This is a genomic window from Mesorhizobium sp. WSM4836, assembly GCF_055811815.1.
The window spans coordinates 1-21793 of record NZ_JBVVQF010000007.1 but is presented as its reverse complement, the minus strand read 5'-3'; the positions used below and the strand labels follow the sequence as shown (position 1 = coordinate 21793).

Below are 21793 nucleotides of genomic sequence, written 5' to 3'. Positions count from 1 at the left end.
GCGGGCCGTATCGAAATCATGAATATACGTGGCTGAAGTGCTGCGAATGGTTCATATTGATGGTGTATTGGGCTTTCGGTAGGTTTTTTCCGCATCGAACAGCGGCTTGTTGCCATCGCTGGCAAGCGTCCCTTTGCCATCGCTCAGCCCCACCGTCCGATAAAAGCATGAACGTCGGCCGGTGTGACAAGTTGCTTCGTGACCCAGCACTTTGACGCGCAACCATATCGCATCCTGGTCACAATCCGTGAGCATCTCGACGACCTGCTGGACATTGCCCGAGGTTTCGCCCTTCTTCCACAGCGTGTCGCGCGAACGCGACCAGTAGTGGGCGATGCCGGTCTCGAGTGTCAGCGCCAGCGCCTCGGCATTCATATGCGCGACCATCAGCAGCATTCCGTCTTCGGCATCGGTGACGACGACAGTGACGAGGCCGCCGGCATCGAAGCGCGGTGAAAGGACGGTGCCTTCCTCGAGTGCCTTCTTGTCTGATGGAGCTTTCGGGAATTCCAATACCGACATTCGCCGGTCCCTATTTAGCGAAGGCGGCGAGGGTTTGATCAGTTCCGCCGCCGCGCACCATGGTGACGAAGCGGACCTGCTCTTCAGGTGTATCCTTGAAGACGCCGGTGAAGGTCGAGGTCAGCGTGGTGGAGCCCTGCTTGCGGATACCACGCATGGCCATGCACATATGCTCGGCCTCGAGCATGACGGCGACGCCGCGCGGATTGAGGACGTCCTGGATGACGCCGGCAATCTGCGCGGTCATCGCTTCCTGGGTCTGCAGGCGGTGGGCAAAGATATCGACGACGCGCGCGATCTTGGACAGGCCGACGACCTTGCCATCAGGCAAATAGCCGACATGCGCCTTGCCGATGATCGGCACCATGTGATGCTCGCAATGCGAGTGGAAGGTGATGTCCTTGACGATGACGAGGTCGTCATAGCCGGCGACTTCCTCGAAGGTGCGGCCGAGCTCATCGGCCGGGCACATATCATAGCCGTTGAACATTTCGCGAAACGCCTTGGTGACGCGCTTCGGCGTGTCGATCAGACCCTCGCGGTCAGGATTGTCGCCGGTCCAGCGCAACAAGGTGCGCACTGCGGCTTCGACTTCGGCCTCGCTCGGCCTGTCGGTGACCGGCTTTTCCATATAGGCCGACCGCGGCATGAGTTTCTTGATAACGGCGTCCATAAAGGCGTCTCCCGTAGTTCCTCTCTCAGGAGGAACGAGTTGAACGGACCACGACCTTTCGGGTGTTAGAAACTCGCCCGGTTTCCAGCCCGTAAGTGGCGTGAACAGAATTGGGCATGACGAGGTTTGTGGTCGCCTTGTCGATACCCGACTACCGCCATTATATATGTTCGTGCCGAGCGAAAGGAAGACGCCAGAGCGGCAATGACTGTTCGCTGGGCGGCGAGGGATTGGAAAAATATGATCGACGATGTCTACAATGCGAAAATTCTGGGTTTTGCCGGAAACATCGCACGGATCGGTCGGCTCGACCGGCCCGACGCAACCGCACGAGCACATTCCAAGCTGTGCGGCTCCACGGTGACCGTCGATCTGAAGATGGATGATGGCGTCGTCAGCGATTTCGCGCATGACGTGAAGGCCTGTGCGCTTGGCCAGGCGTCGTCTTCGATCATGGCGCAGCATGTCGTCGGCGCCAGCGCCGAAGAATTGCGCAGCGTGCGCGAGACGATGCTGAAGATGCTGAAGGAAAATGGCCCGCCGCCCGAAGGCCGCTTCGCCGACCTGAAATACCTGGAACCGGTGCGCGACTACAAGGCGCGCCACGCCTCGACAATGCTGACCTTCGACGCAGTGGTCGACGCCATCGGCCAGATCGAGAAGAAGCGGGCCGAGCAGGTGGCGTAGCCGTCAAATGGCTACGGATCATATGCACCAGCATGAGAGGCCGCGATACGCACGCAACTGGCCCGGCCCGTGGCGCAAGACGCCGGGCCGCGTCCTCGGTACGGCGCTTGTCCGGCTCTATCAACTGACGCTGTCCGGCTTCGTGGGCAATTCCTGCCGGCATTTGCCGACCTGTTCCGAATACGCGCACGAAGCGATCGCCCGCCACGGGCTATGGGCCGGCGGCTGGATGGGGTTTTTCCGCGTGCTGCGCTGCGGGCCGTTCGGCACGCATGGCATCGACCGCGTGCCGGAGGTCTTGGCTGATCGCTATCGTTGGTTCACGCCCTGGCGGTACTGGTGGATCGGGAAAAAACGTGGCGACCTGGACAGTTAACCGCAACTCTTCGGTGAACAACCGGACCGCTTTTACGATCTGGTAGGGTTAACGGCAGCTTGCATGGATATAGCGCATTTAAGACAAGATCGAGACAAGACGCCTCGCTAAGTCGCTCCTGACACCCTTCAGGAGAGATTACCAAATGCGCCGGATAGATCGTCTTCCCTTCGTTTTCGCCGTGGTTCTCTACGTCCTGGCGTGGCTGTTGGGTTTTCCAATCCGTGCGCAGTCGGCGCCGCTTGGGGACGTCGAATGCACGCTGATCGTCGACGCCGCAAGCGGCGAGACGCTGTATCGCCAAGGGATCTGCGAGCAGCGCGTCAGCCCCGCCTCGACATTCAAGGTTCCGCTGGCGCTGATCGGCTACGATGCTGGAATCCTGAGCGACGAGCACACGCCCAGCTGGGAGTACAAAGCGGAGTTCAATGCGCCGAAACGGGACCGCAAGACCGTCGACCCGACGATCTGGGAAAGGGATTCGGTCCTTTGGTTCTCACGCGAGGTTACGCGCCGGCTCGGCGGCAAACAGTTTGCCGGCTATGTGTCGAGATTGGACTACGGCAACACCGACGTCTCCGGCACTGCCGGCAAGAATGACGGCCTCACCCATTCCTGGGTGAACTCTTCGCTCGAGATATCGCCGGTCGAGCAGGTCGAATTCCTGCGCAAGCTGCTGGCGCGGAAACTGCCGGTCTCAGACAAGGCCCATGCGATGACCAGCGCGATTGTCCCGACCTTCCGGGCGGGCGGCTGGAGGGTGCAGGGCAAGACCGGAACGACCAGGCTTGGCGACAGCGCCGACAAGCGCTCGCTTGGCTGGTTTGTCGGTTGGGCGCAGACCGATGCTCGCAAGATCGTCTTTGCCCGCCTGGTAGTCGATACGAAACGTTCCGACACGCCAAAGGGGCTCAAGACGCGGGCGATGTTCCTGAAAGAGCTGCCGAATCTCCTCAGGTGACCTACATCCGGCTTTACGGCGCCGAAAACTGCCCATAAAAGACCGCTCGCCGCCGGACGCATCCGGCTCTTACTGATGCATGTCGTACCCCCAAAACCGCTAGGCAGTTTTGGGCGACATGCATTTCACCACCCGCGCTCGTTTGCGGGACTGGATAGGAGAATCTATGCTGAATTCCGTTTCCCTGACATTTCCCGATGGCTCCGTCCGCGACTACGACGCGGCGATGACCGGCGCCGGCCTGGCGGAATCGATCTCGAAGTCGCTGGCCAAGAAGGCCGTTGCCTATTCGATCGACGGCACGCTGCGCGACCTTTCCGACCCGATCGGCAAGTCCGGCAAGGTCGAGATCATCACCCGTGAAGACCCGCGTGCGCTGGAGCTCATCCGCCACGATGCAGCCCATGTGCTAGCCGAAGCCGTGCAGGAACTTTGGCCGGGAACGCAGGTGACCATCGGGCCGGTGATCGAAAATGGATTCTACTACGATTTTGCCCGCAACGAGCCCTTCACGCCCGACGATTTCCCGGTGATCGAGAAGAAGATGCGCGAGATCGTTGCGCGCAACAAGCCGTTCACCAAAGAGGTGTGGTCGCGTGATAAGGCGAAAAGGATCTTTGCCGACAAGGGCGAGCGCTACAAGCTGGAGCTGATCGACGCCATCCCCGAGGATCAGGATCTCAAAATCTATGCGCAGGGCGACTGGTTCGATCTTTGCCGCGGTCCGCATATGGCCTCGACCGGCCAGGTCGGCAACGCCTTCAAGCTGATGAAGGTAGCCGGCGCCTATTGGCGCGGCGACAGCAACAACCCGATGCTGACCCGCATCTACGGCACGGCCTGGGCCGACCAGGCGCAGCTCGAAGCCTATCAGACGATGCTGGAGGAGGCCGAGAAGCGCGACCACAGGAAGCTCGGCCGCGAGATGGACCTGTTCCATTTCCAGGAGGAAGGCCCCGGGGTCGTCTTCTGGCACGCCAAGGGCTGGAAAATGTTCCAGAACCTGGTCAATTACATGCGCCGCCGCCTCGACGAGCAGGGCTATCAGGAAGTCAACGCACCACAGGTGCTCGACAAGAGCCTGTGGGAGACGTCCGGCCACTGGGGCTGGTACCGGGACAACATGTTCAAGGTCACGGTTGCTGGCGACGACACCGACGACGACCGGGTGTTTGCGCTGAAGCCGATGAACTGCCCCGGCCACGTCCAAATCTTCAAGCACGGGCTGAAGTCCTACCGCGATCTGCCGGTAAAACTTGCGGAATTCGGCAATGTGCATCGCTATGAGCCATCTGGCGCGCTGCACGGGCTGATGCGTGTGCGCGGCTTTACCCAGGACGATGCCCACATTTTCTGCACCGAGGAACAGCTCGCCGACGAGTGCATCAAGATCAATGATCTGATCCTCTCCACCTATGCCGATTTCGGCTTCGACCAAATAACCGTCAAGCTGGCGACCCGCCCCGAAAAACGGGTCGGCACCGACGCGATGTGGGATCATGCCGAGGGCGTGCTGCAGGACGTGCTCGACAAGATCGCGGTGCGGTCGGGCAACCGGATCAAGACGGGCGTCAATCCGGGTGAGGGCACGTTCTACGGGCCGAAGTTCGAATATGTGCTGAAGGATGCCATCGGCCGCGACTGGCAATGCGGCACGACGCAGGTCGACTTCAACCTGCCGGAACGGTTCGGCGCCTTCTACATCGGCTCGGATTCGGAAAAGAAGCAGCCGGTGATGGTGCATCGCGCCATCTGCGGTTCGATGGAGCGTTTTCTCGGCATCCTGATCGAGAATTATTCCGGCCATTTCCCGCTCTGGTTCGCGCCGCTGCAGGTGGTGGTGGCGACGATCACTTCCGATGCCGACGATTACGCGCGAAAGGTCGTCGCGCAGTTGAAGGCGGCCGGGCTGGTCGCCGAAGCCGACCTGCGCAACGAGAAGATCAACTACAAGGTCCGCGAGCATTCGCTGGCCAAGGTCCCGGTCATCCTCGTCTGCGGCAAGCGCGAGGCCGAGGAAGAAACGGTCAATGTTCGCCGCCTCGGGTCGCGCGACCAGGAATCGCTCGGCCTCGCAGCCGCCGTGAAGCTGCTTGCCGACGAGGCGGTGACACCCGACCGCAGGCGCCGCGCGGCCTGAACCAGCCGACCAGCAACGAATTGGCGGTGGATCGTTCACCGCCATTTTCATATGCCTGTCACGCCAATTGTGTAGCGAGCCGCATGCTCAAGCTGAAGATGCGCGAAAGACCGTTTCCAGAGCTCTCCTATGCCAGTCCGCATCAGCCGGCGCTGACGCGGTGGTTCATCCATTCGGTCGAAGGCCTGTCGGGACGTGATCGTTTCGCGGCAGTCTATGATTTCTGGCGCCGGCACGTGGTGCCGAATGGCGAGCGCGTGTTCAGCCGCATGCTGGAATTGATCGACGTCCGGGTGCGGACCGCCGGTCAATGGCCGCCGGCAAGCCTGCCCGACACGCCGCTGGTGATCGTTGCCAATCATCCGTTCGGCATCGGCGACGGTATTGCCGTGCTGTCGCTGGCGGAGCAGCTCGGCCGGCCATTCCGCGTCATGATCCACAAGGATCTGCTCAAGATCCGCGAGATGGAGCCCTATTCGCTGCCGATCGACTTTTCCGAGACCAAGGACGCGCTCAAGAACAACATGGCGGTACGCCATGAGGCGGTGCGCCTGCTCAAGGAGGGCGTCATTATCCTCGTCTTCCCGGCGGGCGGTGTCGCCACCGCGCCGAAGGGATTTGGCCGGGCGCGCGATCTGCCGTGGAAGATGTTTCCGGTCCGTCTCGTTCACGATGCCAAGGCATCGGTCATCCCGATGCATTTTTCCGGCCAGAACGGTCGGCTGTTCTATCTGGTCAGCGGGCCGATGAACATGGCCGAGCGCGACGGACGTGTCGCGAAACTCGTCAAGGCATCGCTGACCCTGCGCATATCGCTGCTCATCCGTGAATTTGCGCGGCTCTCCGGCAAATCGATCGATGTGCGCGTCGGCGATGCGCTGAGGTGGGACCAACTGGAACCGCTGCGCGACCGCAGGCCTTGCTCGACCGCCTCCAGCGCGGCGTCTTCGATCTGGCGCCGGCCGAGACGCGTGGCCGCGTGCGATTGCTGGCGCGACGCATGCGCAAAGCAGCTTAGAGAGGCGCGGTTAGTCGGCGCCTTCCTCGGAGTCTATTGCCGAAGCTTCGGTGGCCAGAACTTCGATGTCCTGGTTGTGTCCGGCCACCACCGTAAAATCCTTCTGGTAGATGCGGTCGCGGTTCTTGGCGATGATGGTGTAGTCGCCCTCGGCCAGCACCATCGAGGCAAAGGCGCCGACGGTTTCCTTGATCGGATCGCCGGATTCGTTCAGTAGCGACCAGGAGGTGTCGGCGATCGCCTCGCCGCCCGGTTCGCGCACCAGCTTCATGGTCAACTCGGCGGCACGGTGCTCGACGGTCGCTTCGGTCAGCTTGCCGGCCTCGACGCGGATGTCGGAGCGGATGACCGCGTTCACCGCACCATAGGTCGACACGACATGATAGGTGCCGGCATTGAGCCGTACGACGCTGTTCGGCTCGACATCGGGTATGATCAGGGCGCGATCGCCATCGGCCGCGGCGTGGCTCTCATAAATCGAGAAGCGTAATTTCTTCGGTGGTATGCGCACTCCTCCCGACAGCACGGCATCAAGCTTGAGGCCGCCGGCGTCGAGCACGAGGCTCTCACGCTTGGCTTCCTTGCCGACGGTGATGCGCTTGGTGGCGCCCGCCCGCCCGTAGGAGGCGTGGACCAGATAAGAACCCGGCTCGAGCTGGAATACGGCGGTACCGCCATGAGCGGAGGCGACCATCGGCAGCTTGCCGTCGCTGGCCGATTCGGGCTTGAAGACGCGCCAGACGATGCCGCGCGTGATGTCGGCGCCCTTGTCGGTCAATTGCGCCGACAGCGTGATTGCCCCGCTGCTCCCCAACGCCAGCGATGTCTCGCTTTTCGGAGGCGCATAGCCCGAAATTCCGGGAAGTTTCAGCTCGCCGAGGCCGTCCACATCCTGGGCGACGGCGAGCGAAACCGGCACCATCAACAGTGCGGCAGCGAGCCATATCAGGAAAAGACGCAATGTCCCCTCAAACATGCCTTGCGTTGAAGCCCAAGGCGGTGGCAATTTCAAGGCTTAAGAGTTCGGTCGGCTTCTGCTACAGGGCTCTTTGTCCGGCGCCCCGCGCCAATGCCCAAGCCGCCCGATGTCCCGATGGTGCGCTTCAGCTCAAATTCCAGGAGACTTGCGCCTATGGCGTCGCCGATCATCGATCTTCTGCTGACCCGAAATTCCGCGCCGATTCCGGATTTGAAAGAACCGGCACCGAGGGATGCGGAGATCGCGACGATGATCGCCGCCGCCTCGCGGGTGCCGGACCACGGCCGGCTGGAGCCTTGGCGTTTCATCCTCTATCGCGGCGAGGCTCGCGTCGAGATCGGCAAGAAGCTGGTGGCACTTGCCGAGCAGCGTGAAGGACCGCTGCCCGAAGGCCGCCGCAACCAGGAATTGGCGCGCTTTTCACGCGCGCCGCTAGTCATCGGCGTGATCTCGATTCCCAGGGAAAACCCAAAGATCCCGCAATGGGAGATGTTCCTGTCCGGCGGCATGGCGGCGATGAACCTGATGCTTGCCGCCAATGCGCTGGGCTACGGCACCAATATGATCAGCAACTGGTATTCCGATGTTCCGGAGGGCAGGGCGCTCCTCGGTCTCGCGCCGCATGAGCGGGTCGTCGGTTTCGTCCATATCGGCTCTTATCAAGGGCCGGCACCGGAGCGGCCACGGCCCGATCCGGCAAAGCTCTATGCCGATTATTCGGGGCCGTGGGTGGGATGAATTCGGCGCGGAACAGATCCTAAGCGCCAAGCCCAGCTGCTCTGGCTCGCGCTAGGAGCCGCTCGGCGAGCTTGAGATGCGGCCGGTCGTACATCTTGCCGTCGATGCCGACGACGCCGGGATTTCCCGCCGCCCTGAACGCTTCGACGATCGCCAGGGAATTTTTCACCGCTTGCGCCGAAGGCGTGAAGGCGGCGTTGATGACCTGCACCTGCGCCGGATGGATCGCCATCTTGCCGGTGAAACCGTCGCGCTCGGCCTCGGCGCATTCGGCCTCGAAACCGGCCATGTCGCGAAAATCCGGAAACACAGTGTCGATTGCCGCGACTTCAGCGGCACTCGCTGCAAGGATGGTCATGGTACGGGCGAGGCGGAACACATCCGTGTAGCGGCCATTCGCGTCGCGCGTCGCGCGCGCGCCGATTGCCGCCGACAGATCTTCCGCGCCCCAGGTGAGGCCGACAAGCCGCGCGCTTGCCTTGGCGTAGGTCGCGGCGGTAAGAACGCCGGCGGCCGTTTCCGTGACGATCGGCAGGATCCTTATCGCCCCATCGGGCAGGCCGCTTTCAGCTTCGTGCACCCTGAGCTTGGCCGAGAGATGCTGGACATCCAGTCCGCCGTTCGACTTGGGCAGCATGATGCCGTCAGGCTTCACTGGCACGAGCGCCGCCAGATCGTCGTCGGTCAGTCCGGTCGACAGGTCATTGACGCGCACATAGATCACGGAGTCGATTTGGTGCCCGTGTGCGGCGATGAAACGCGCCGCTGTGTCGCGGGCCAGCCCCTTGTTCTGCGCGGCAATCGAATCCTCGAGGTCGACGATGACCACGTCGGCGCCCACGCCAAAGCCCTTCTCCAGCTTCTTTTCCGAATCGCCGGGAACGAAGAGCAGAGAACGCATCGGTTATGCCTTTTTCATCATCATGGCTTGCCTCGTGCATTTGGCAACCAGCACGTCGTTCTGGTTATAGGCGCAATGCTCGAGCTCGACGATGCCGCGGTCAGGTTTCGACCTGGATTCACGCACCGAGACGACAGTGGTCTCGACGCGAATGGTGTCGCCATGGAAGACGGGATGCGGAAACACCGTCTCCTTCATGCCGAGATTGGCGATAGTGGTGCCGACGGTGATGTCGTTGACCGAGATGCCGATCATCAGGCCCAGCGTGAACAGCGAATTGACCAGGGGCCTGCCCCATTCGCTCTTGGCGGCGAAGTCGAAATCGATGTGCAGCGGCTGCGGGTTCAGCGTCATCACCGAAAACAGCATGTTGTCGCTTTCGGTCACGGTCTTGCGCAGCGTGTGCTTGAACACATGGCCGACAACGAACTCCTCAAGATAAAGTCCGGCCATTGTCGATCTCCTCCGCTACTTAAGGGTTGATAGGCGTTGCATACCGGGCTCGCAAGCCAGTTAACGAACATGGTGAACCGTTCGTAAACCATTTGTGCCTACGGTCTCGACAGGGGCCAGAAGCGTTCTGGCAAAGGGCGTAGGCAGGCGACATGGTCGTTTCGCATTTCCTGAAATGGGTCCACACGGCGAAGGTGTCGGAGCGTGCTGCGGCGGCAAGCGCACTGGCTCGCGCCTATGTCGACTCGGACCTGCCTTTCGAGGACCGCTGCGCTGCCGAGGCGGCGCTGACGCTGCTGCTCGATGACGCATCGTCGAAGGTGCGGCTGGCGATCGCCGATGCGCTTTCCATGAGCTATCACGCGCCGCTGCAGATTGTCAGCGCGCTGGCCTCGGACCAGCCGGAAGTCGCAGCCTTGGTGCTGGCGCGCTCACCGCTGCTTACCGATGCCGACCTGATCGACCGGGTCGCCAGCGGCCAGAAAGCGACGCAGAAGGTGATCGCCGACCGGCCACGCGTGTCGATGCCGGTTGCGGCGGCGATCGCCGAGATCGGCGAGCCGGAGGCCTGCGCCACGCTGCTCGCCAACAGCGGCGCCGACATCGCATCGATCAGCTTTCGCCGCATGGCCGAGCGGCACGGCCATCTGCCTTTGGTGCGCGAGGCGCTGATTGCCGACGCGCGCCTGCCCGCCGATTGCCGGCATTTGCTGCTGGTCAAAGTGGGCGAGATGCTCAAGGGCTCACCGCTGGTGCTGGCGCTGATGGGCGTCGCCAGGGCCGAACGGGTCACGCGCGATGCCTGCGTCAAGGCTTCCGTGACATTGATCGAGGGCACGCGTGCGGAGGAACATACCGCGCTCGTCGAACATCTGCGCCTGCGCGGCGACCTGACCGCAAGCTTCATCATCCGCACCATCGCGCACGGCAAGGTCGACTTCTTTGGTTCGGTACTGGTCGCGCTCAGCCAGCAATCCGAACAACGGGTGAGGACACTGCTTGCCGGCGGCCATGACGTGGCTCTGCAGGCGCTGTTCCGCAGTGCCGGGCTTGCCGCCGCCACCCACGCCATCATCCTGCGCGCGCTGAAGGTCTGGCGCGAGGTCGCCAATGGCAAACGCCTCGCCGGCGTCCAGGAAGTCAGCTGGCTGATGCTGAAGGAATTGGGCGGACAGTCGGCCGAAGGCGATCTCGCCCGGCTGGTCAAATCGATTCATCTCGAGGCGCTGCGCGAAAACGCACGCGGGCACGCGCTGGCGATCGCCGCTGCCTAGAGTCGCGACACAGAGGATTGGCTGTTTGACTGAGCGTGAAAGGGACTGTGGACGGTCGCTGCTGATCGACATCGGCCGCCAATCTCCAGGGTTTGCGATTAGCCAAGTCCCACCACGCCTTCGTCATCCCAGGGCGGAGCAAGGAGCGAAGCGACGCGGCGCAGACCCTGGGATCCATGCCGTTACTTTGCGGCAGTGCTCCGGCGGACCAGAAGCGAACGCTACCACTCGGTCCCGCGAAAAAGTTCGAACCACTCTGGATTGGTTTTCTCGATCAGCTCGATCTTCCATTGGCGCGGCCATCGCTTCAGCGACTTCTCGCGCTGGATGGCGTCGCGAATGTCGAAATGTTCCTCGTACCAGACCAGACGCCGCACGCCGTAATGGCTGGTGAAGCGCGAGCCTTGGCCGGATTTGTGCTCCGGCATGCGGCGGCCGAGGTCGTTGGTGACACCGATGTAGATCGTGCCGCGCTTCTGGCTCGCGGTCATGTAGGCATAACCGGTCATGATGTAAGCGTAGCTGGCGCCGGTGCCGACGCAGGCACTGTTCTGAACCGCTGCATGCTTCGGCGGATGTAACGGCATGGATCCTGGGGTCTGCGCCGCGTCGCTTCGCTCCTTGCTCCGCCCCAGGATGACGAAGGGAGGATGTCTCGGCCAATCTCCGAGGTTTGCGATTTGCATTGACAGGAATTATCACGATCGCTGCCGATCGGCCCCGACCTGTCAAACTCACTGTGTCGAGGAACGTCTTAGCCTCCTTATACTGTGTTGCGGCAGTGTCGTCGTTCACCACCTCGCCGAGCACAAGACGTTCAGATATCCAGCACTTCCGTCTCCGCGAATTCCGCGCGTTCCTGGATGAAGCGGAAACGGGCCTCGGGCTTGGTCCCCATCAATGCGTCGACCGCATCCTTGGTCGCCGCCTCGGCGTCGATGACGTCGACCCTGAGCAGCGTGCGCTTTCTCGGGTCCATGGTGGTTTCCTTGAGCTGGGCAGCCATCATTTCGCCCAGCCCCTTGAAGCGGCCGATTTCGACCTTGCCGCGCCCGGTGAATTCTGTGCGCAGGAGTTCGTCCTTGTGCGCGTCGTCGCGGGCATAGGCGACCTTGCCGCCTTGCCGGATCGAATACAGCGGCGGCACCGCCAGATAGAGATGGCCGCCGCGGACCAGGCTCGGCATCTCCTGGTAGAAGAAGGTGATCAGCAGCGAGGCAATGTGGGCGCCGTCGACGTCGGCGTCGGTCATGATGATGACCCGGTCGTAACGCAGGTCCGCGTCGCGGTATCTCGAGCGTGTGCCGCAGCCCAATGCCTGGATCAGGTCGGATATCTGCTGGTTGGCGGCAAGCTTGTCGTTGCCGGCGCTGGCGACGTTGAGGATCTTGCCGCGCAGCGGCAGCACCGCCTGGCTGGCGCGGTCGCGCGCCTGCTTTGCCGAACCGCCAGCCGAATCGCCCTCGACGATAAAGAGCTCGGCGCCGGCGGCGGCATTCTGCGTGCAGTCGGCGAGCTTGCCGGGCAGGCGCAGCTTGCGCACAGCACTCTTGCGCGACACTTCCTTTTCCTGGCGGCGGCGCACCCGCTCGTCGGCGCGCGCGATCACCCATTCGAGCAGTTTCGAAGCCTCCTGCGGATTGTCGGCCAGCCAGTGGTCGAACGGGTCGCGGATGGCGCTTTCGACGATGCGGATCGCCTCGATCGTCGCCAGCCTGTCCTTGGTCTGGCCGACGAATTCCGGCTCGCGGATGAACACCGACAGCATGCCCGCCGCCGAGATCATCACATCCTCGGATGTGACGATCGAGGCGCGCTTGTTGCCGACAAGGTCGGCATAAGCGCGCAAGCCGCGCGTCAGGACGTTGCGGAACCCGGCCTCATGCGTGCCGCCTTCGGCGGTCGGAATGGTGTTGCAATAGGAATTTATAAAACCGTCGCCGCCGAACCAGGTTACGGCCCATTCGAGCGAACCGTGACCGCCCTGCTTCTCGCTCCTGCCGGCGAACATTTCACGGGTCACCTGGAATTCGTCGCCGAGCGAGGCTTTCAGATAATCCTTGAGGCCGCCCGGAAAATGGAATTCTGCCTTGGCCGGCGTTGTGTCCTTTTCCTTGATCAGCGAGGGATCGCAGGTCCAGCGGATTTCGACACCGCCGAACAGATAGGCCTTGGACCGAGCCATGCGGTAGAGCCGCGCCGGCTCGAAAGCAGCACCCTTGCCGAAAATCTGCTCGTCTGGATGGAAGCGGATCTTCGTGCCGCGGCGATTGTGCACCTCGCCGAGCTGCTCCAGGCCGGTCACAGGAATGCCGCGCGAGAACTTTTGCCGATAAAGTTTCCTTCCCAGCGCGACCTCGACCTCGAGATGGTCCGACAGCGCGTTGACCACGGAAACGCCGACACCGTGCAGGCCGCCGGACGTCTCGTAAACCTTGCTGTCGAACTTGCCGCCTGAATGCAGCGTCGTCATGATGAGTTCGAGCGCCGGCTTCTTGAATTTCGGGTGCGGATCGACCGGAATGCCGCGGCCATTGTCGGTGACGGACAGGTATCCGTCGGCGGAAAGCTCGACATCGATAAAGGTCGCATGGCCGGCGACCGCCTCGTCCATCGAGTTGTCGATGACCTCGGCGAACAGATGGTGCATCGCCTTGTCGTCGGTGCCTCCAATGTACATGCCCGGGCGGCGGCGCACCGGCTCCAGCCCCTCCAGCACTTCGATATCGGCGGCACTGTAGCTCTCGCTGGCATCACGGGGCGCTGGCCGCTTCGCCGCTTGCACCAGCGGGTCGGCCGGGCGCGCGGGGACGCGAGCCGGCTGCGGCTGCTTGTCCAATTTGGCGAAAAGATCGTTATTGTCGTCCATGCCGATCCTGGATTCCGATGCTGCGAATCACCACCCGATAGTGCCACGCTTTTTGCGGGCAGGCGATGGAGGTTCCTGTTACGTTCGAGGATGGAGCCTCTTATCGCAAAACCATTCCGCAACCAAGCGGCGGAAATGAGTCGGGCGGCTGATCCTTTGCGGGAGCAACGCTCATAGTGAACAACCGGATCACCCCATTTCCGCCTGCGTGGAAATGGGGTCTTCTGATCAGTCCGAGGCTGCCCTGGCTTTATTCCGCCGCGCCCAGATATTCCGACAGCGGCGGGCAGGAGCAGACCAGGTTGCGGTCGCCGGCGACGTTGTCGATGCGTGACACCGGCGGCCAGTATTTTGCCGCCGTATCGGCATCGCCGGCGGGGTAGGCCGCTTCCAGGCGCGAATAGGGATGGGTCCACTGGCCGGCCAATGCCTCGGCGGCGGTGTGCGGCGCATTGACCAGGGGATTGTCGGCCAACGGCCATTCGCCCTTCGCCACCTTGGCCGCCTCGCCGGCTATGGCGATCATCGCCTCGCAGAAACGATCCAGCTCGCGCTTGGGCTCGGACTCGGTCGGCTCGACCATCAGCGTGCCGGCCACCGGGAACGACATGGTCGGCGCGTGGAAGCCGTAGTCGATCAGCCGCTTGGCGATGTCGTCGACGCTGATACCGGCGCTGTCCTTGAGCACGCGGGTGTCGAGAATGCATTCATGCGCGACGCGTCCGTTGCGCCCCTTGTAAAGCAGAGGGAAATGTTCCCCAAGCCGCGTCGCCACATAGTTGGCGGAGATGATCGCAGTCTCGGTCGCTTGCTTCAGGCCGGAGGCGCCCATCATGCGGATATACATCCAGGTGATCGGCAGGATCGAAGCGCTGCCGAACGGTGCCGCCGCCACGGCATGGGCCGAGCCTTCAGTGACGTGGCCGGGCAGATATGGCCTCAGGTGCGCCTTGACGCCGATCGGGCCGACGCCGGGGCCGCCGCCGCCATGCGGGATGCAGAAAGTCTTGTGCAGGTTCATGTGGCAGACATCGGCGCCGATATCGCCGGGACGGGCGAGGCCGACCAGCGCGTTGAGATTGGCACCGTCGAAATAGACCTGGCCGCCATGGCTGTGGACGAGGGCACAAAGGTCGCGCGCGCCTTCCTCGAAGACGCCATGCGTCGAAGGATAGGTGAACATCAGCGCCGCAAGGTTGTGCGAATGCTCGGCCGCCTTGGCCTGCAGGTCGTCCGTGTCGATATTGCCGTCCTCGGTGCAGCGCACGACGACGACGCTCATGCCGGCCATGGCCGCGCTTGCCGGATTGGTGCCATGCGCCGAGGACGGGATCAGGCAGACGGTGCGATGGCCTTCGCCGCGCGACAGATGATAGCCGCGAATGGCGAGCAGCCCGGCATATTCGCCCTGGCTACCGGCATTGGGCTGCAGGGTCACCGCGTCGAAGCCGGTGATCTCCGCCAGCCAGCCCTCCAGCTCCCCGATCATGGCGCGATAGCCTGTCGAATGGTTTGCCGGGGCGAAGGGATGCAGGTTGGCGACATCAGGCCAGCTCACCGGCATCATTTCGGCGGCGGAGTTGAGCTTCATGGTGCAGGAGCCGAGCGGGATCATGGCGCGGTCGAGCGCCAGGTCCTTGTCGGCCAGCCGGCGCAGGAAGCGCATCATGTCGGTTTCCGAGTGGTTTTCGCGGAAGACGGGCTGGGTGAGGAATTCCTTGCCGCGCGGTTTTCCTGGCATGGAACTGCCGGCGGCAACGCCGGCCTTGGCGCCGAAAAGTGCTGCGATCGCCTCTAGATCGGCTTCGGTGGAGGTCTCGTCGAAGCTGATGCCGACATGGTCGGCGTCGATGACGCGCAGCAGCCGGCCGGTCTTTTCTGCGGCGGCGGCAATCGCGCCGGCTCTGCCCTTCACGTCCACAGTCACCATGTCGAAGCGGCTTTCGCCGAGCACCGAAACGCCCGCTGCCTTGAGGCCGGCAGCCAGGCGGTCGGCCAGCGTGTGGACGCGGCCGGCAATCGCCTGCAGCCCGGCAGGGCCATGCCAGATCGCATAGGCCGTCGCCATATTGGCGAGCAGCGCCTGTGCGGTGCAGATGTTGGAGGTCGCCTTGTCGCGGCGGATATGCTGCTCGCGTGTCTGCAAAGCGAGGCGATAACCGGGATGGCCCTTGCTATCCGTCGACTGGCCAACAAGCCGGCCGGGCATCAGCCGCGTCAGCCTGTCGGAGACGGCGCAATAGGCGGCGTGCGGCCCGCCAAAGCCCATCGGCACGCCAAAACGCTGCATCGGGCCGACGGCGATGTCGGCGCCAAGCCTGGCCGGCGCATCGGTCAGCGTCAGACCAAGCGGGTCGGCGATGAAGACGACCAGCGCGCCGGCCGCGCGGGCCTTGTCGATTGCTGCCTTGTGATCGCCGTAGACGCCGAATGTATCGGGCCAGGAGACCAGCAGGGCGGCGGTGTTGTCGTCGATCACCTCGCCGTCCACCTCGATGCCAAGCGGCTCGGCGCGGGTGCGCACGACATCCAGCGTCTGCGGGTGCGGCGTGCCGGCCAGTGCCACCTTGGTGCGCTTGTCGCGATGATGGCGCAGCGCTATGCCGACAGCTTCGGCTACCGCCGTCGCCTCGTCGAGCAGCGAGGCCGATGCTACCGGCAGGCCGGTCAGTTCTGTCACCAGCGTCTGGAAGTTGAACAGCATTTCCAGCCGGCCCTGGCTGATCTCGGCTTGGTAGGGCGTGTAAGCCGTATACCAGGCCGGGTTCTCGAACAGGTTGCGCTGGATTACGGGCGGCACGTGGACGCCATGATAGCCGGTACCGATGAAGCTCTTCAGCACCGTGTTCCTTGCCATCGTCGCCGCGAGCTCGGCCAGCGCTTCCGCTTCGCTTGCCGGCGCGGGCAGGGCCAGCGGCCGGTCGAGCCGGATCGACTTCGGCACTGCCTGGCTGATCAGGGTCTCGACCGAAGGAACGCCGATCGTCGCCAGCATGGCTCTGACGTCTTGGAGGCCCGGGCCGATATGGCGAGCCGAGAAGGGGTAGGGTGCTGCGGTCATCTTCCTGGTCCTGCTATCAACCAATATGGGCTTTGTAAGCGGCTTCATCGAGGAGCCCGTCGAGTTGGCTTTCATTCGCCAGCTTCATCTTCCACAGCCAGCCGTCGCCGGTTGCCGCCGAATTGACGAGCGAAGGATCCGATGACAGCGCGGTGTTGGCTTCAGTGATCTCGCCGTCGGCCGGCGCGTAGACATCCGATGCCGCCTTGACCGATTCGACCACTACGGCAGTATCGCCCTTGGCCAGCTTTTTCCCCGGCTCCGGCAGTTCGACGAAGACGAGATCGCCGAGCTGCTCCTGCGCGTAATCGGTGATGCCGACGGTGGCGATGCCGCCCTCGACGCGCAGCCATTCGTGATCTTCGGTGAAATAGGTCTTTGCCATTGAAATCATCCTTTGCGGTAGCGATGGGGCGTGAAGGGCAGAGGGTGGATATCGACCGGGATTTTCGTCCCGCGGACATCGGCGAACAGTTTTGCGCCGGCTTTGGCAAGCGGCGTCTGGACGTAGCCCATGGCGACCGGATGACCGGCCGAGGGGCCGAAGCCGCCGGAGGTGACATGGCCGGCAGGGTTGCCGTCGCCATTGAAAAGGGCAGCACCGGCGCGCACCGGCTGGCGGCCTTCCGGCTTCAGGCCGACACGTTTTTGCGAGGGGCCGCGCTCCAGGATGGCGCGGAGCGCATCGGCACCGATGAAGGCGCCAGAGGCGCGAACCTCCTTGGGGATGGCCCACATCAGCCCGGCACTGGCCGGATCGATCTCCGGCGTGATGTCGAGCCCGTGCAGGCACAGCCCGGCTTCGAGCCGCAGGCTGTCGCGGGCGGCAAGGCCGATCCACATCACCCGTTCGTCCTCGAGCAGCGTGGTGACGAGATTTCTTGCATCCGCTTCCGGCAGGCCGATCTCGAAGCCGTCTTCGCCGGTATAGCCCGACCGGCTCATGAACCAGTTTTCGCGCGGCTCGATGCCGTGCATGAACACCAGCGAACCGGTCTCGATGCCGGCGCGGGACAGGGCGGCCCACGCCTCGGGACCTTGGATAGCCAGGAAGACGCGGTCGAGCGCGTCCACCTTCACGTCGAAATCGTCCTCTGCATCAAAATTCTCGGCCAGTGCGCGCAGATGCTTTTCGTCGGCGGCGGCGTTGCCGGCATTGGCGACCATCATGAAGCGCTCGGCGCCGAGCCTGGTGACGATCAGATCGTCCAGAATGCCGGCGGCCTCGTTGAGGAAGAACGTGTATTTGGACTGGGACACCTCAAGCGCGCCGGCATCGAACGGGCAGGCGCGGTTCAGAAGCGCTGCTGCGCCCGGGCCGCTGATTTCGAACAGCTTCATGTGCGAGATGTCGAACAGGCCGGCATGCTCGCGGCTGTGCAGGTGTTCCTTCATCACGCCGGCCGGGTAGGTCAGCGGCATCGACCAGCCGGCGAAGGCGCCGAAGCGCGCACCGGCTGCCATGTGCAGATCTTCAAGGGGGAGGTGTTTGGTGTCGTCGCCCGTCATGTCATCTCCAGAGTCGCACGCAAGCGGCCGCGAATGGCGACCAGTCCGTGCCCCTCTGTCTGAAGCCTGAGAGACTCGCGCCCCGTAACTCTGTCGGCAGCGCTTACACCTTCGGCGCGGGGGCGAAAAACCCCGACTTTCCAGAGTGTCTTTCCCGTCTACGGTTCTTTTGCCTGAGAGATTTCGGGCGATTTCCCCTTCGGCGGCAGCTCTCGCTGCTCTCTCCCGCAAACAGGTAGGACTCGGTCAGGAGCCCTCGACTCGTCATCCATAGCCCGTGGACGACACCTTGTCACCTGCCAGCGACATTTTTACTGGCAAGTCTTCGCACCCTCGTCGCGAACGCGTCGCGACCCTATTGTTTGGCGGGCCCTTCGGTCAGATGCCGCCGTACCAGTCGTAGCCATTGTCCTCCCAATAGCCGCCTCTGCCGCCGCCGATATTGGCAAAGCCGTCGACCAGCTCGATCTTGTAGAGATATTTCGGCATCTTGTAGCCGAGCTGGCGCTCGACGCGGACGCGCAGCGGCGCGCCGTTCTCGACGGGCAGCGGCTTGCCATTGAGGCCATAGGCAAGGATCGTCTGCGGATGACGGGCATCGATCAGGTCGATCGAGCCGTAATATTTGATGTCGCCGGCGAGGCTGCGGTCGATCGTGTCGAGGCAATGGAAGATGACATAGCGCGCCTGCGGCTTGACCATCGCCTGGTCGAGCACCAGCGACAGCGGTGTGCCGGTCCATTTGGCAATGCAGCTCCAGCCTTCGACGCAGTCGTGGCGGGTGATCTGCGTGCGGCTTGGCATGTTCATCAGCTGCTCGCGGCTCAGCGATAGCGGCTTTTCGACGAGGCCTGAAACCTCCAGCCGCCAGTCGGCGAAATCGCTGGCGAGCAGGCTCTTGTAGAAATCGTCGTCGGGTGCGGTGACACCGTTCGGGCGCTGCGGCTGGCGAATGTCGGCCTCGGTGAATTCCGGCGCCAGCGCATCGCGGCCGGCAAGCAGCCGCTGCGCTCGCCAGGTCAGGCCATTGGCGCTTTCGAGGAAGCTGCGCAGGCCGTCGCCGACGCCAAGCTGGCCGTCGAAGGCGTCGCAGCCCGAAAGCATGATGCCGGAAAGGCCAAGGCTGGCCGAGGTCAGGAATTTTCTTCGGCTTATCTGTAGCTTGGGGCTGATCTCGAATTTCGCCATGTCAGGCGCTCCTCTCGGGTGCTTTGTCGCCATGCGCCGGCGGGTCGGTTCGGTACCAGCCGGTGATGATCGAGCGCAGCTCGTTGATCGGGCCGGCGGCCAGGATCATCAGGATGTGGATGACGAAGAAGGCGACGAGCAGCAGCATCACGGTGAAGTGGATGGTGCGCGCCGTCTGCCGGCCGCCGAGTAGGTCGTTGAGGAATGGCAGCACCGAGTCCATGCTCGGCGACATGGCAAGGCCGGTGATGATCATCAGCGGCAGCAGCACGAACAGCACGCCGCCATAGGCCATCTTCTGCAACGTGTTGTAGTCGCGCGTGTGGTGGAATCTGAACCTGGCGTGCTCGACGATGTCTCGCGGCAGCCGCCTGAAATCATCGAGGCGCGGAGCAAGATCGCGGCGCAAATGGCCGTTGATCAGGCTGGCGACCAGCCAGACCAGCAGCGTGGTGGTCAGCACCCAGGCAAAGAAGAAATGAACGACGCGCGCGGTGCCGAGATCGTAGTAGGAAGGGATCGTCGCCCAGGACGGGATGGCGCGGGAGGTCTCCTGGGCGGCCGGACCCGACCAGCCGAGCACGCCGGTAGTATCGAAGCGCTTGCCGAAGATTTCGGTGTAGCCGCGCGGGCCAGTCGCCGTATTCTCGGCGCCGATGGCGAAGATGGTGTTGTTGTAGCCAAAGCCCGACTCCTTGCCGATGTAGAGCTGCGGGCGGGCGTTGAAGATCTGCAGGCCGGAAAGCAGCATGAAGAACAGCGCGATCGCCCACAGCCAATGCGTCAGCCGCGTCCAGCGCGACTGGCGGTAGATCAGCGTAGCATCGGTCGAAGCAGCGCTATCTGCTCGGGCGGTTTGGTTTCTGGCAAGCGATTCCATCTGTTGTTTCCTCCGGCCGCACGTTCGCCGCAGCCTCGTCAGATCTCTTCTCCTCCCAATACGTCACCAGCCAAAGCGATGTTTCACCCGATCACGGATTTATTACGGACTGCCGAGGCTGACGGCGAGGTTGACCGCGGCTGCCACGATAACCGTGTTGAAGAAGAACGACAGGATCGAATGCACAAGCACGACACGGCGCATTTGCGAGGTCGTGACGTTGGTGTCGGCGGTTTGCGCCGTCATGCCGATCACTGTCGCAAAATAGAGGAAATCCGAGCCTTCCGGCCGCTTGCCGCCCGGGAAGTCGAGGCCGCCGACCGGAATCCTCTTTTTTGTGTCGCCGTCCACCGCATCGCCGTCCATCCAGTAGAGATGAGCGTAATGAAGTGCCGCCATGGCATGGATGGTCAACCAGCCAAGCGGGATAGACAATAGCGCGACCGTAAGCTCGACGGGATCCGCGCTCTTGTCCCTGTTGATCAATTGAAACAACGAAATGATGGCAATGGCGACCACAACCAGAGTGACCGCGAAGATGGCCAGCACCGGCAGGTCCGTGTCTCCTGCATTCTTGCGCAGATAGCTGCCGCTAAGCCGCGGCATGTGGGCGATGACAAGAACGAGATAGGCAACAAAGAACACATTCGCGCCGATCGAATAGGCTAGCGGCGCGCGCCAGATCAGCGCGGCGCCAAAGGCTGCCACGCCGATGCAAGCCGACACCGCGAACAGCGTGTGGCGTTGCATGGGCATCTTGGTCGAGGTGCCGGTCGTCATGGTTCTCAGTCCGCTGAGGCGGATTTCAGCGCTCGCCGCAAGATGCGGTCGAGTTCGCCAAGGAACCGCGAGCGATCCTGCGGCGCGAAGCTCGAATTGTAGCCCTTGCTTTCGCCGGTCTCGCGCAGATGCTGCTTGAGGTCGCGCATCGCCACCGCCATGCCGATCGTTTCCGGCGTAAACGGGCGTCCGGTCGGGCCGAGCACATAGGCGCCAAGCGCCACCGCGCGGGCGGCAAGCGGGATGTCGGCGGTCACGACGATATCGTTGGGCCGGGCATTGTCAACGATCCAGTCGTCGGCGGCGTCCGCACCCTTGGAGACGACAACATTGCGGATCATCGGATCGCGCGACGGACGCAAGCCGCCATTGGAGACGAAAGTGACGACGATGCCGTGCCGCTCGGCGACTTTTTCGACCTCGGCCTTCACCGGGCAGGCGTCGGCATCGACGAGAATAGCGGGTGCGGGCATCGTTGTTCCAAATGTGAAAGAGCCGGGCGATGTCGCCCGGCTCGATCGATGATAATGCATGTCGCGCAAAAGTGCGCAGCGGTTTTGCGTAACGACATGCATCAAAACAAGAACCTCAAGCGCGTCGCATGAGGCCCGGTCGAACGCGACGCGCTTTAGTCGAGCGGCTACTAGGCCGGCAGCGCGCCGGATCTCTTCGCCGTCCAGGTGGCGACATAGTCCATCAGGCCTGGGTTGAGGCAATCATAGGGCTCGAGCCCGATTGACTTCAGCTGTGACCTTATGCCGTCCATGCGGCTCGGATCGACACC

General features: G+C 63.0%; 20 protein-coding genes, 2 pseudogenes and 1 riboswitch. Of the genes and pseudogenes, 7 read left to right on the top strand and 15 right to left on the bottom strand.

Annotated features, from left to right (window positions below):
- Positions 1–51: 51 nt before the first annotated feature.
- Both hisI and folE read right to left on the bottom strand, forming a co-directional pair.
- Complete coding sequence (gene hisI, locus AC0L2P_RS10775) at positions 52–522, bottom strand: phosphoribosyl-AMP cyclohydrolase (RefSeq protein ID WP_473501206.1); 471 nt, start codon at positions 520–522, stop codon at positions 52–54.
- A gap of 10 nt (positions 523–532) precedes the next feature.
- The gene (folE, locus tag AC0L2P_RS10770) at positions 533–1195 is read right to left on the bottom strand and encodes a GTP cyclohydrolase I FolE (RefSeq protein WP_473501205.1); all 663 of its coding nucleotides are present in this window, start codon (positions 1193–1195) and stop codon (positions 533–535) included.
- Positions 1196–1435: 240 nt separating this feature from the next.
- Here folE and AC0L2P_RS10765 point away from each other — a divergent pair, with 240 nt between their 5' ends.
- From AC0L2P_RS10765 to AC0L2P_RS10745, 5 genes and pseudogenes are all read left to right on the top strand, one after another.
- The gene (locus AC0L2P_RS10765) at positions 1436–1882 is read left to right on the top strand and encodes an iron-sulfur cluster assembly scaffold protein (protein ID WP_473501204.1); all 447 of its coding nucleotides are present in this window, start codon (positions 1436–1438) and stop codon (positions 1880–1882) included.
- 7 nt (positions 1883–1889) lie between these two features.
- Positions 1890–2258: a membrane protein insertion efficiency factor YidD gene (gene yidD, locus AC0L2P_RS10760; protein ID WP_473501203.1), complete on the top strand. Its 369-nt coding sequence runs from the start codon at positions 1890–1892 to the stop codon at positions 2256–2258.
- A 145-nt stretch (positions 2259–2403) separates the two neighbouring features.
- Positions 2404–3219 (top strand): class D beta-lactamase, encoded by an 816-nt coding sequence (gene blaOXA, locus AC0L2P_RS10755; protein ID WP_473501202.1) that lies wholly within the window; start codon positions 2404–2406, stop codon positions 3217–3219.
- 166 nt (positions 3220–3385) lie between these two features.
- Entirely contained in the window at positions 3386–5359 is a 1974-nt protein-coding gene (thrS, locus tag AC0L2P_RS10750; RefSeq protein ID WP_473501201.1) for a threonine--tRNA ligase, read from the top strand.
- An 83-nt stretch (positions 5360–5442) separates the two neighbouring features.
- Positions 5443–6377: pseudogene (locus AC0L2P_RS10745) on the top strand (lysophospholipid acyltransferase family protein).
- A 10-nt stretch (positions 6378–6387) separates the two neighbouring features.
- On the opposite strand, the gene AC0L2P_RS10740 reads toward AC0L2P_RS10745, so the two are convergent.
- Complete coding sequence (locus AC0L2P_RS10740) at positions 6388–7353, bottom strand: hypothetical protein (protein ID WP_376704256.1); 966 nt, start codon at positions 7351–7353, stop codon at positions 6388–6390.
- Between the two features lie 156 nt (positions 7354–7509).
- Between AC0L2P_RS10740 and AC0L2P_RS10735 the strand changes: the two genes are divergently transcribed.
- Positions 7510–8094 (top strand): nitroreductase family protein, encoded by a 585-nt coding sequence (locus tag AC0L2P_RS10735; RefSeq protein ID WP_473501200.1) that lies wholly within the window; start codon positions 7510–7512, stop codon positions 8092–8094.
- Positions 8095–8113: 19 nt separating this feature from the next.
- Here the strand turns inward: AC0L2P_RS10735 and AC0L2P_RS10730 are convergent, their stop codons facing one another.
- Entirely contained in the window at positions 8114–8995 is an 882-nt protein-coding gene (locus AC0L2P_RS10730) for an HpcH/HpaI aldolase/citrate lyase family protein (protein WP_473501199.1), read from the bottom strand.
- Between the two features lie 3 nt (positions 8996–8998).
- Positions 8999–9448 carry a MaoC family dehydratase gene (locus AC0L2P_RS10725; protein ID WP_473501198.1) on the bottom strand — a complete coding sequence of 150 codons (450 nt, stop codon included), beginning with the start codon at positions 9446–9448 and terminating at the stop codon, positions 8999–9001.
- A gap of 152 nt (positions 9449–9600) precedes the next feature.
- Between AC0L2P_RS10725 and AC0L2P_RS10720 the strand changes: the two genes are divergently transcribed.
- Positions 9601–10722 carry a DUF2336 domain-containing protein gene (locus tag AC0L2P_RS10720; protein WP_473501197.1) on the top strand — a complete coding sequence of 374 codons (1122 nt, stop codon included), beginning with the start codon at positions 9601–9603 and terminating at the stop codon, positions 10720–10722.
- Positions 10723–10943: 221 nt separating this feature from the next.
- Here the strand turns inward: AC0L2P_RS10720 and AC0L2P_RS10715 are convergent, their stop codons facing one another.
- From AC0L2P_RS10715 to AC0L2P_RS10670, 10 genes and pseudogenes are all read right to left on the bottom strand, one after another.
- The gene (locus tag AC0L2P_RS10715; RefSeq protein ID WP_473501367.1) at positions 10944–11231 is read right to left on the bottom strand and encodes a GIY-YIG nuclease family protein; all 288 of its coding nucleotides are present in this window, start codon (positions 11229–11231) and stop codon (positions 10944–10946) included.
- A 308-nt stretch (positions 11232–11539) separates the two neighbouring features.
- On the bottom strand, positions 11540–13591 hold the full coding sequence (gene parE / locus AC0L2P_RS10710; RefSeq protein ID WP_473501196.1) for a DNA topoisomerase IV subunit B: 2052 nt from the start codon (positions 13589–13591) through the stop codon (positions 11540–11542).
- Positions 13592–13841: 250 nt separating this feature from the next.
- On the bottom strand, positions 13842–16652 hold the full coding sequence (gcvP, locus tag AC0L2P_RS10705) for an aminomethyl-transferring glycine dehydrogenase (protein WP_473501195.1): 2811 nt from the start codon (positions 16650–16652) through the stop codon (positions 13842–13844).
- A 16-nt stretch (positions 16653–16668) separates the two neighbouring features.
- Positions 16669–17037: a glycine cleavage system protein GcvH gene (gene gcvH / locus AC0L2P_RS10700; protein WP_473501194.1), complete on the bottom strand. Its 369-nt coding sequence runs from the start codon at positions 17035–17037 to the stop codon at positions 16669–16671.
- Positions 17038–17042: 5 nt separating this feature from the next.
- The gene (gene gcvT / locus AC0L2P_RS10695) at positions 17043–18161 is read right to left on the bottom strand and encodes a glycine cleavage system aminomethyltransferase GcvT (RefSeq protein ID WP_473501193.1); all 1119 of its coding nucleotides are present in this window, start codon (positions 18159–18161) and stop codon (positions 17043–17045) included.
- Positions 18162–18312: 151 nt separating this feature from the next.
- Positions 18313–18399: riboswitch (glycine riboswitch) on the bottom strand.
- 140 nt (positions 18400–18539) lie between these two features.
- Positions 18540–19349 (bottom strand): molybdopterin-binding protein, encoded by an 810-nt coding sequence (locus tag AC0L2P_RS10690; RefSeq protein WP_473501192.1) that lies wholly within the window; start codon positions 19347–19349, stop codon positions 18540–18542.
- 1 nt (position 19350) lies between these two features.
- Positions 19351–20229: a cytochrome b/b6 domain-containing protein gene (locus AC0L2P_RS10685; RefSeq protein ID WP_473501191.1), complete on the bottom strand. Its 879-nt coding sequence runs from the start codon at positions 20227–20229 to the stop codon at positions 19351–19353.
- Between the two features lie 102 nt (positions 20230–20331).
- A complete protein-coding gene (locus tag AC0L2P_RS10680) occupies positions 20332–21009 on the bottom strand; it encodes a DUF1345 domain-containing protein (RefSeq protein ID WP_473501190.1) in 678 nt (225 codons plus the stop codon).
- 5 nt (positions 21010–21014) lie between these two features.
- Positions 21015–21482 (bottom strand): YaiI/YqxD family protein, encoded by a 468-nt coding sequence (locus AC0L2P_RS10675; RefSeq protein ID WP_473501189.1) that lies wholly within the window; start codon positions 21480–21482, stop codon positions 21015–21017.
- A 170-nt stretch (positions 21483–21652) separates the two neighbouring features.
- A pseudogene (locus tag AC0L2P_RS10670) lies at positions 21653–21793 on the bottom strand (S-(hydroxymethyl)glutathione synthase); the annotation flags it as partial.

Bases quoted from the DNA above. Each gene is read 5' to 3' on its own strand.
- AC0L2P_RS10720 (WP_473501197.1), top strand. From the start codon at position 9,601: ATGGTCGTTTCGCATTTCCTGAAATGGGTCCACACGGCGAAGGTGTCG.
- hisI (WP_473501206.1), bottom strand. From the start codon at position 522: ATGTCGGTATTGGAATTCCCGAAAGCTCCATCAGACAAGAAGGCACTC.
- AC0L2P_RS10715 (WP_473501367.1), bottom strand. From the start codon at position 11,231: ATGACCGGTTATGCCTACATGACCGCGAGCCAGAAGCGCGGCACGATC.
- AC0L2P_RS10735 (WP_473501200.1), top strand. From the start codon at position 7,510: ATGGCGTCGCCGATCATCGATCTTCTGCTGACCCGAAATTCCGCGCCG.
- parE (WP_473501196.1), bottom strand. From the start codon at position 13,591: ATGGACGACAATAACGATCTTTTCGCCAAATTGGACAAGCAGCCGCAG.
- AC0L2P_RS10690 (WP_473501192.1), bottom strand. From the start codon at position 19,349: ATGGCGAAATTCGAGATCAGCCCCAAGCTACAGATAAGCCGAAGAAAA.
- AC0L2P_RS10680 (WP_473501190.1), bottom strand. From the start codon at position 21,009: ATGACGACCGGCACCTCGACCAAGATGCCCATGCAACGCCACACGCTG.
- yidD (WP_473501203.1), top strand. From the start codon at position 1,890: ATGGCTACGGATCATATGCACCAGCATGAGAGGCCGCGATACGCACGC.
- AC0L2P_RS10765 (WP_473501204.1), top strand. From the start codon at position 1,436: ATGATCGACGATGTCTACAATGCGAAAATTCTGGGTTTTGCCGGAAAC.
- blaOXA (WP_473501202.1), top strand. From the start codon at position 2,404: ATGCGCCGGATAGATCGTCTTCCCTTCGTTTTCGCCGTGGTTCTCTAC.
- thrS (WP_473501201.1), top strand. From the start codon at position 3,386: ATGCTGAATTCCGTTTCCCTGACATTTCCCGATGGCTCCGTCCGCGAC.
- folE (WP_473501205.1), bottom strand. From the start codon at position 1,195: ATGGACGCCGTTATCAAGAAACTCATGCCGCGGTCGGCCTATATGGAA.
- AC0L2P_RS10740 (WP_376704256.1), bottom strand. From the start codon at position 7,353: ATGTTTGAGGGGACATTGCGTCTTTTCCTGATATGGCTCGCTGCCGCA.
- AC0L2P_RS10685 (WP_473501191.1), bottom strand. From the start codon at position 20,229: ATGGAATCGCTTGCCAGAAACCAAACCGCCCGAGCAGATAGCGCTGCT.
- gcvT (WP_473501193.1), bottom strand. From the start codon at position 18,161: ATGACGGGCGACGACACCAAACACCTCCCCCTTGAAGATCTGCACATG.
- gcvP (WP_473501195.1), bottom strand. From the start codon at position 16,652: ATGACCGCAGCACCCTACCCCTTCTCGGCTCGCCATATCGGCCCGGGC.
- AC0L2P_RS10675 (WP_473501189.1), bottom strand. From the start codon at position 21,482: ATGCCCGCACCCGCTATTCTCGTCGATGCCGACGCCTGCCCGGTGAAG.
- AC0L2P_RS10730 (WP_473501199.1), bottom strand. From the start codon at position 8,995: ATGCGTTCTCTGCTCTTCGTTCCCGGCGATTCGGAAAAGAAGCTGGAG.
- AC0L2P_RS10725 (WP_473501198.1), bottom strand. From the start codon at position 9,448: ATGGCCGGACTTTATCTTGAGGAGTTCGTTGTCGGCCATGTGTTCAAG.
- gcvH (WP_473501194.1), bottom strand. From the start codon at position 17,037: ATGGCAAAGACCTATTTCACCGAAGATCACGAATGGCTGCGCGTCGAG.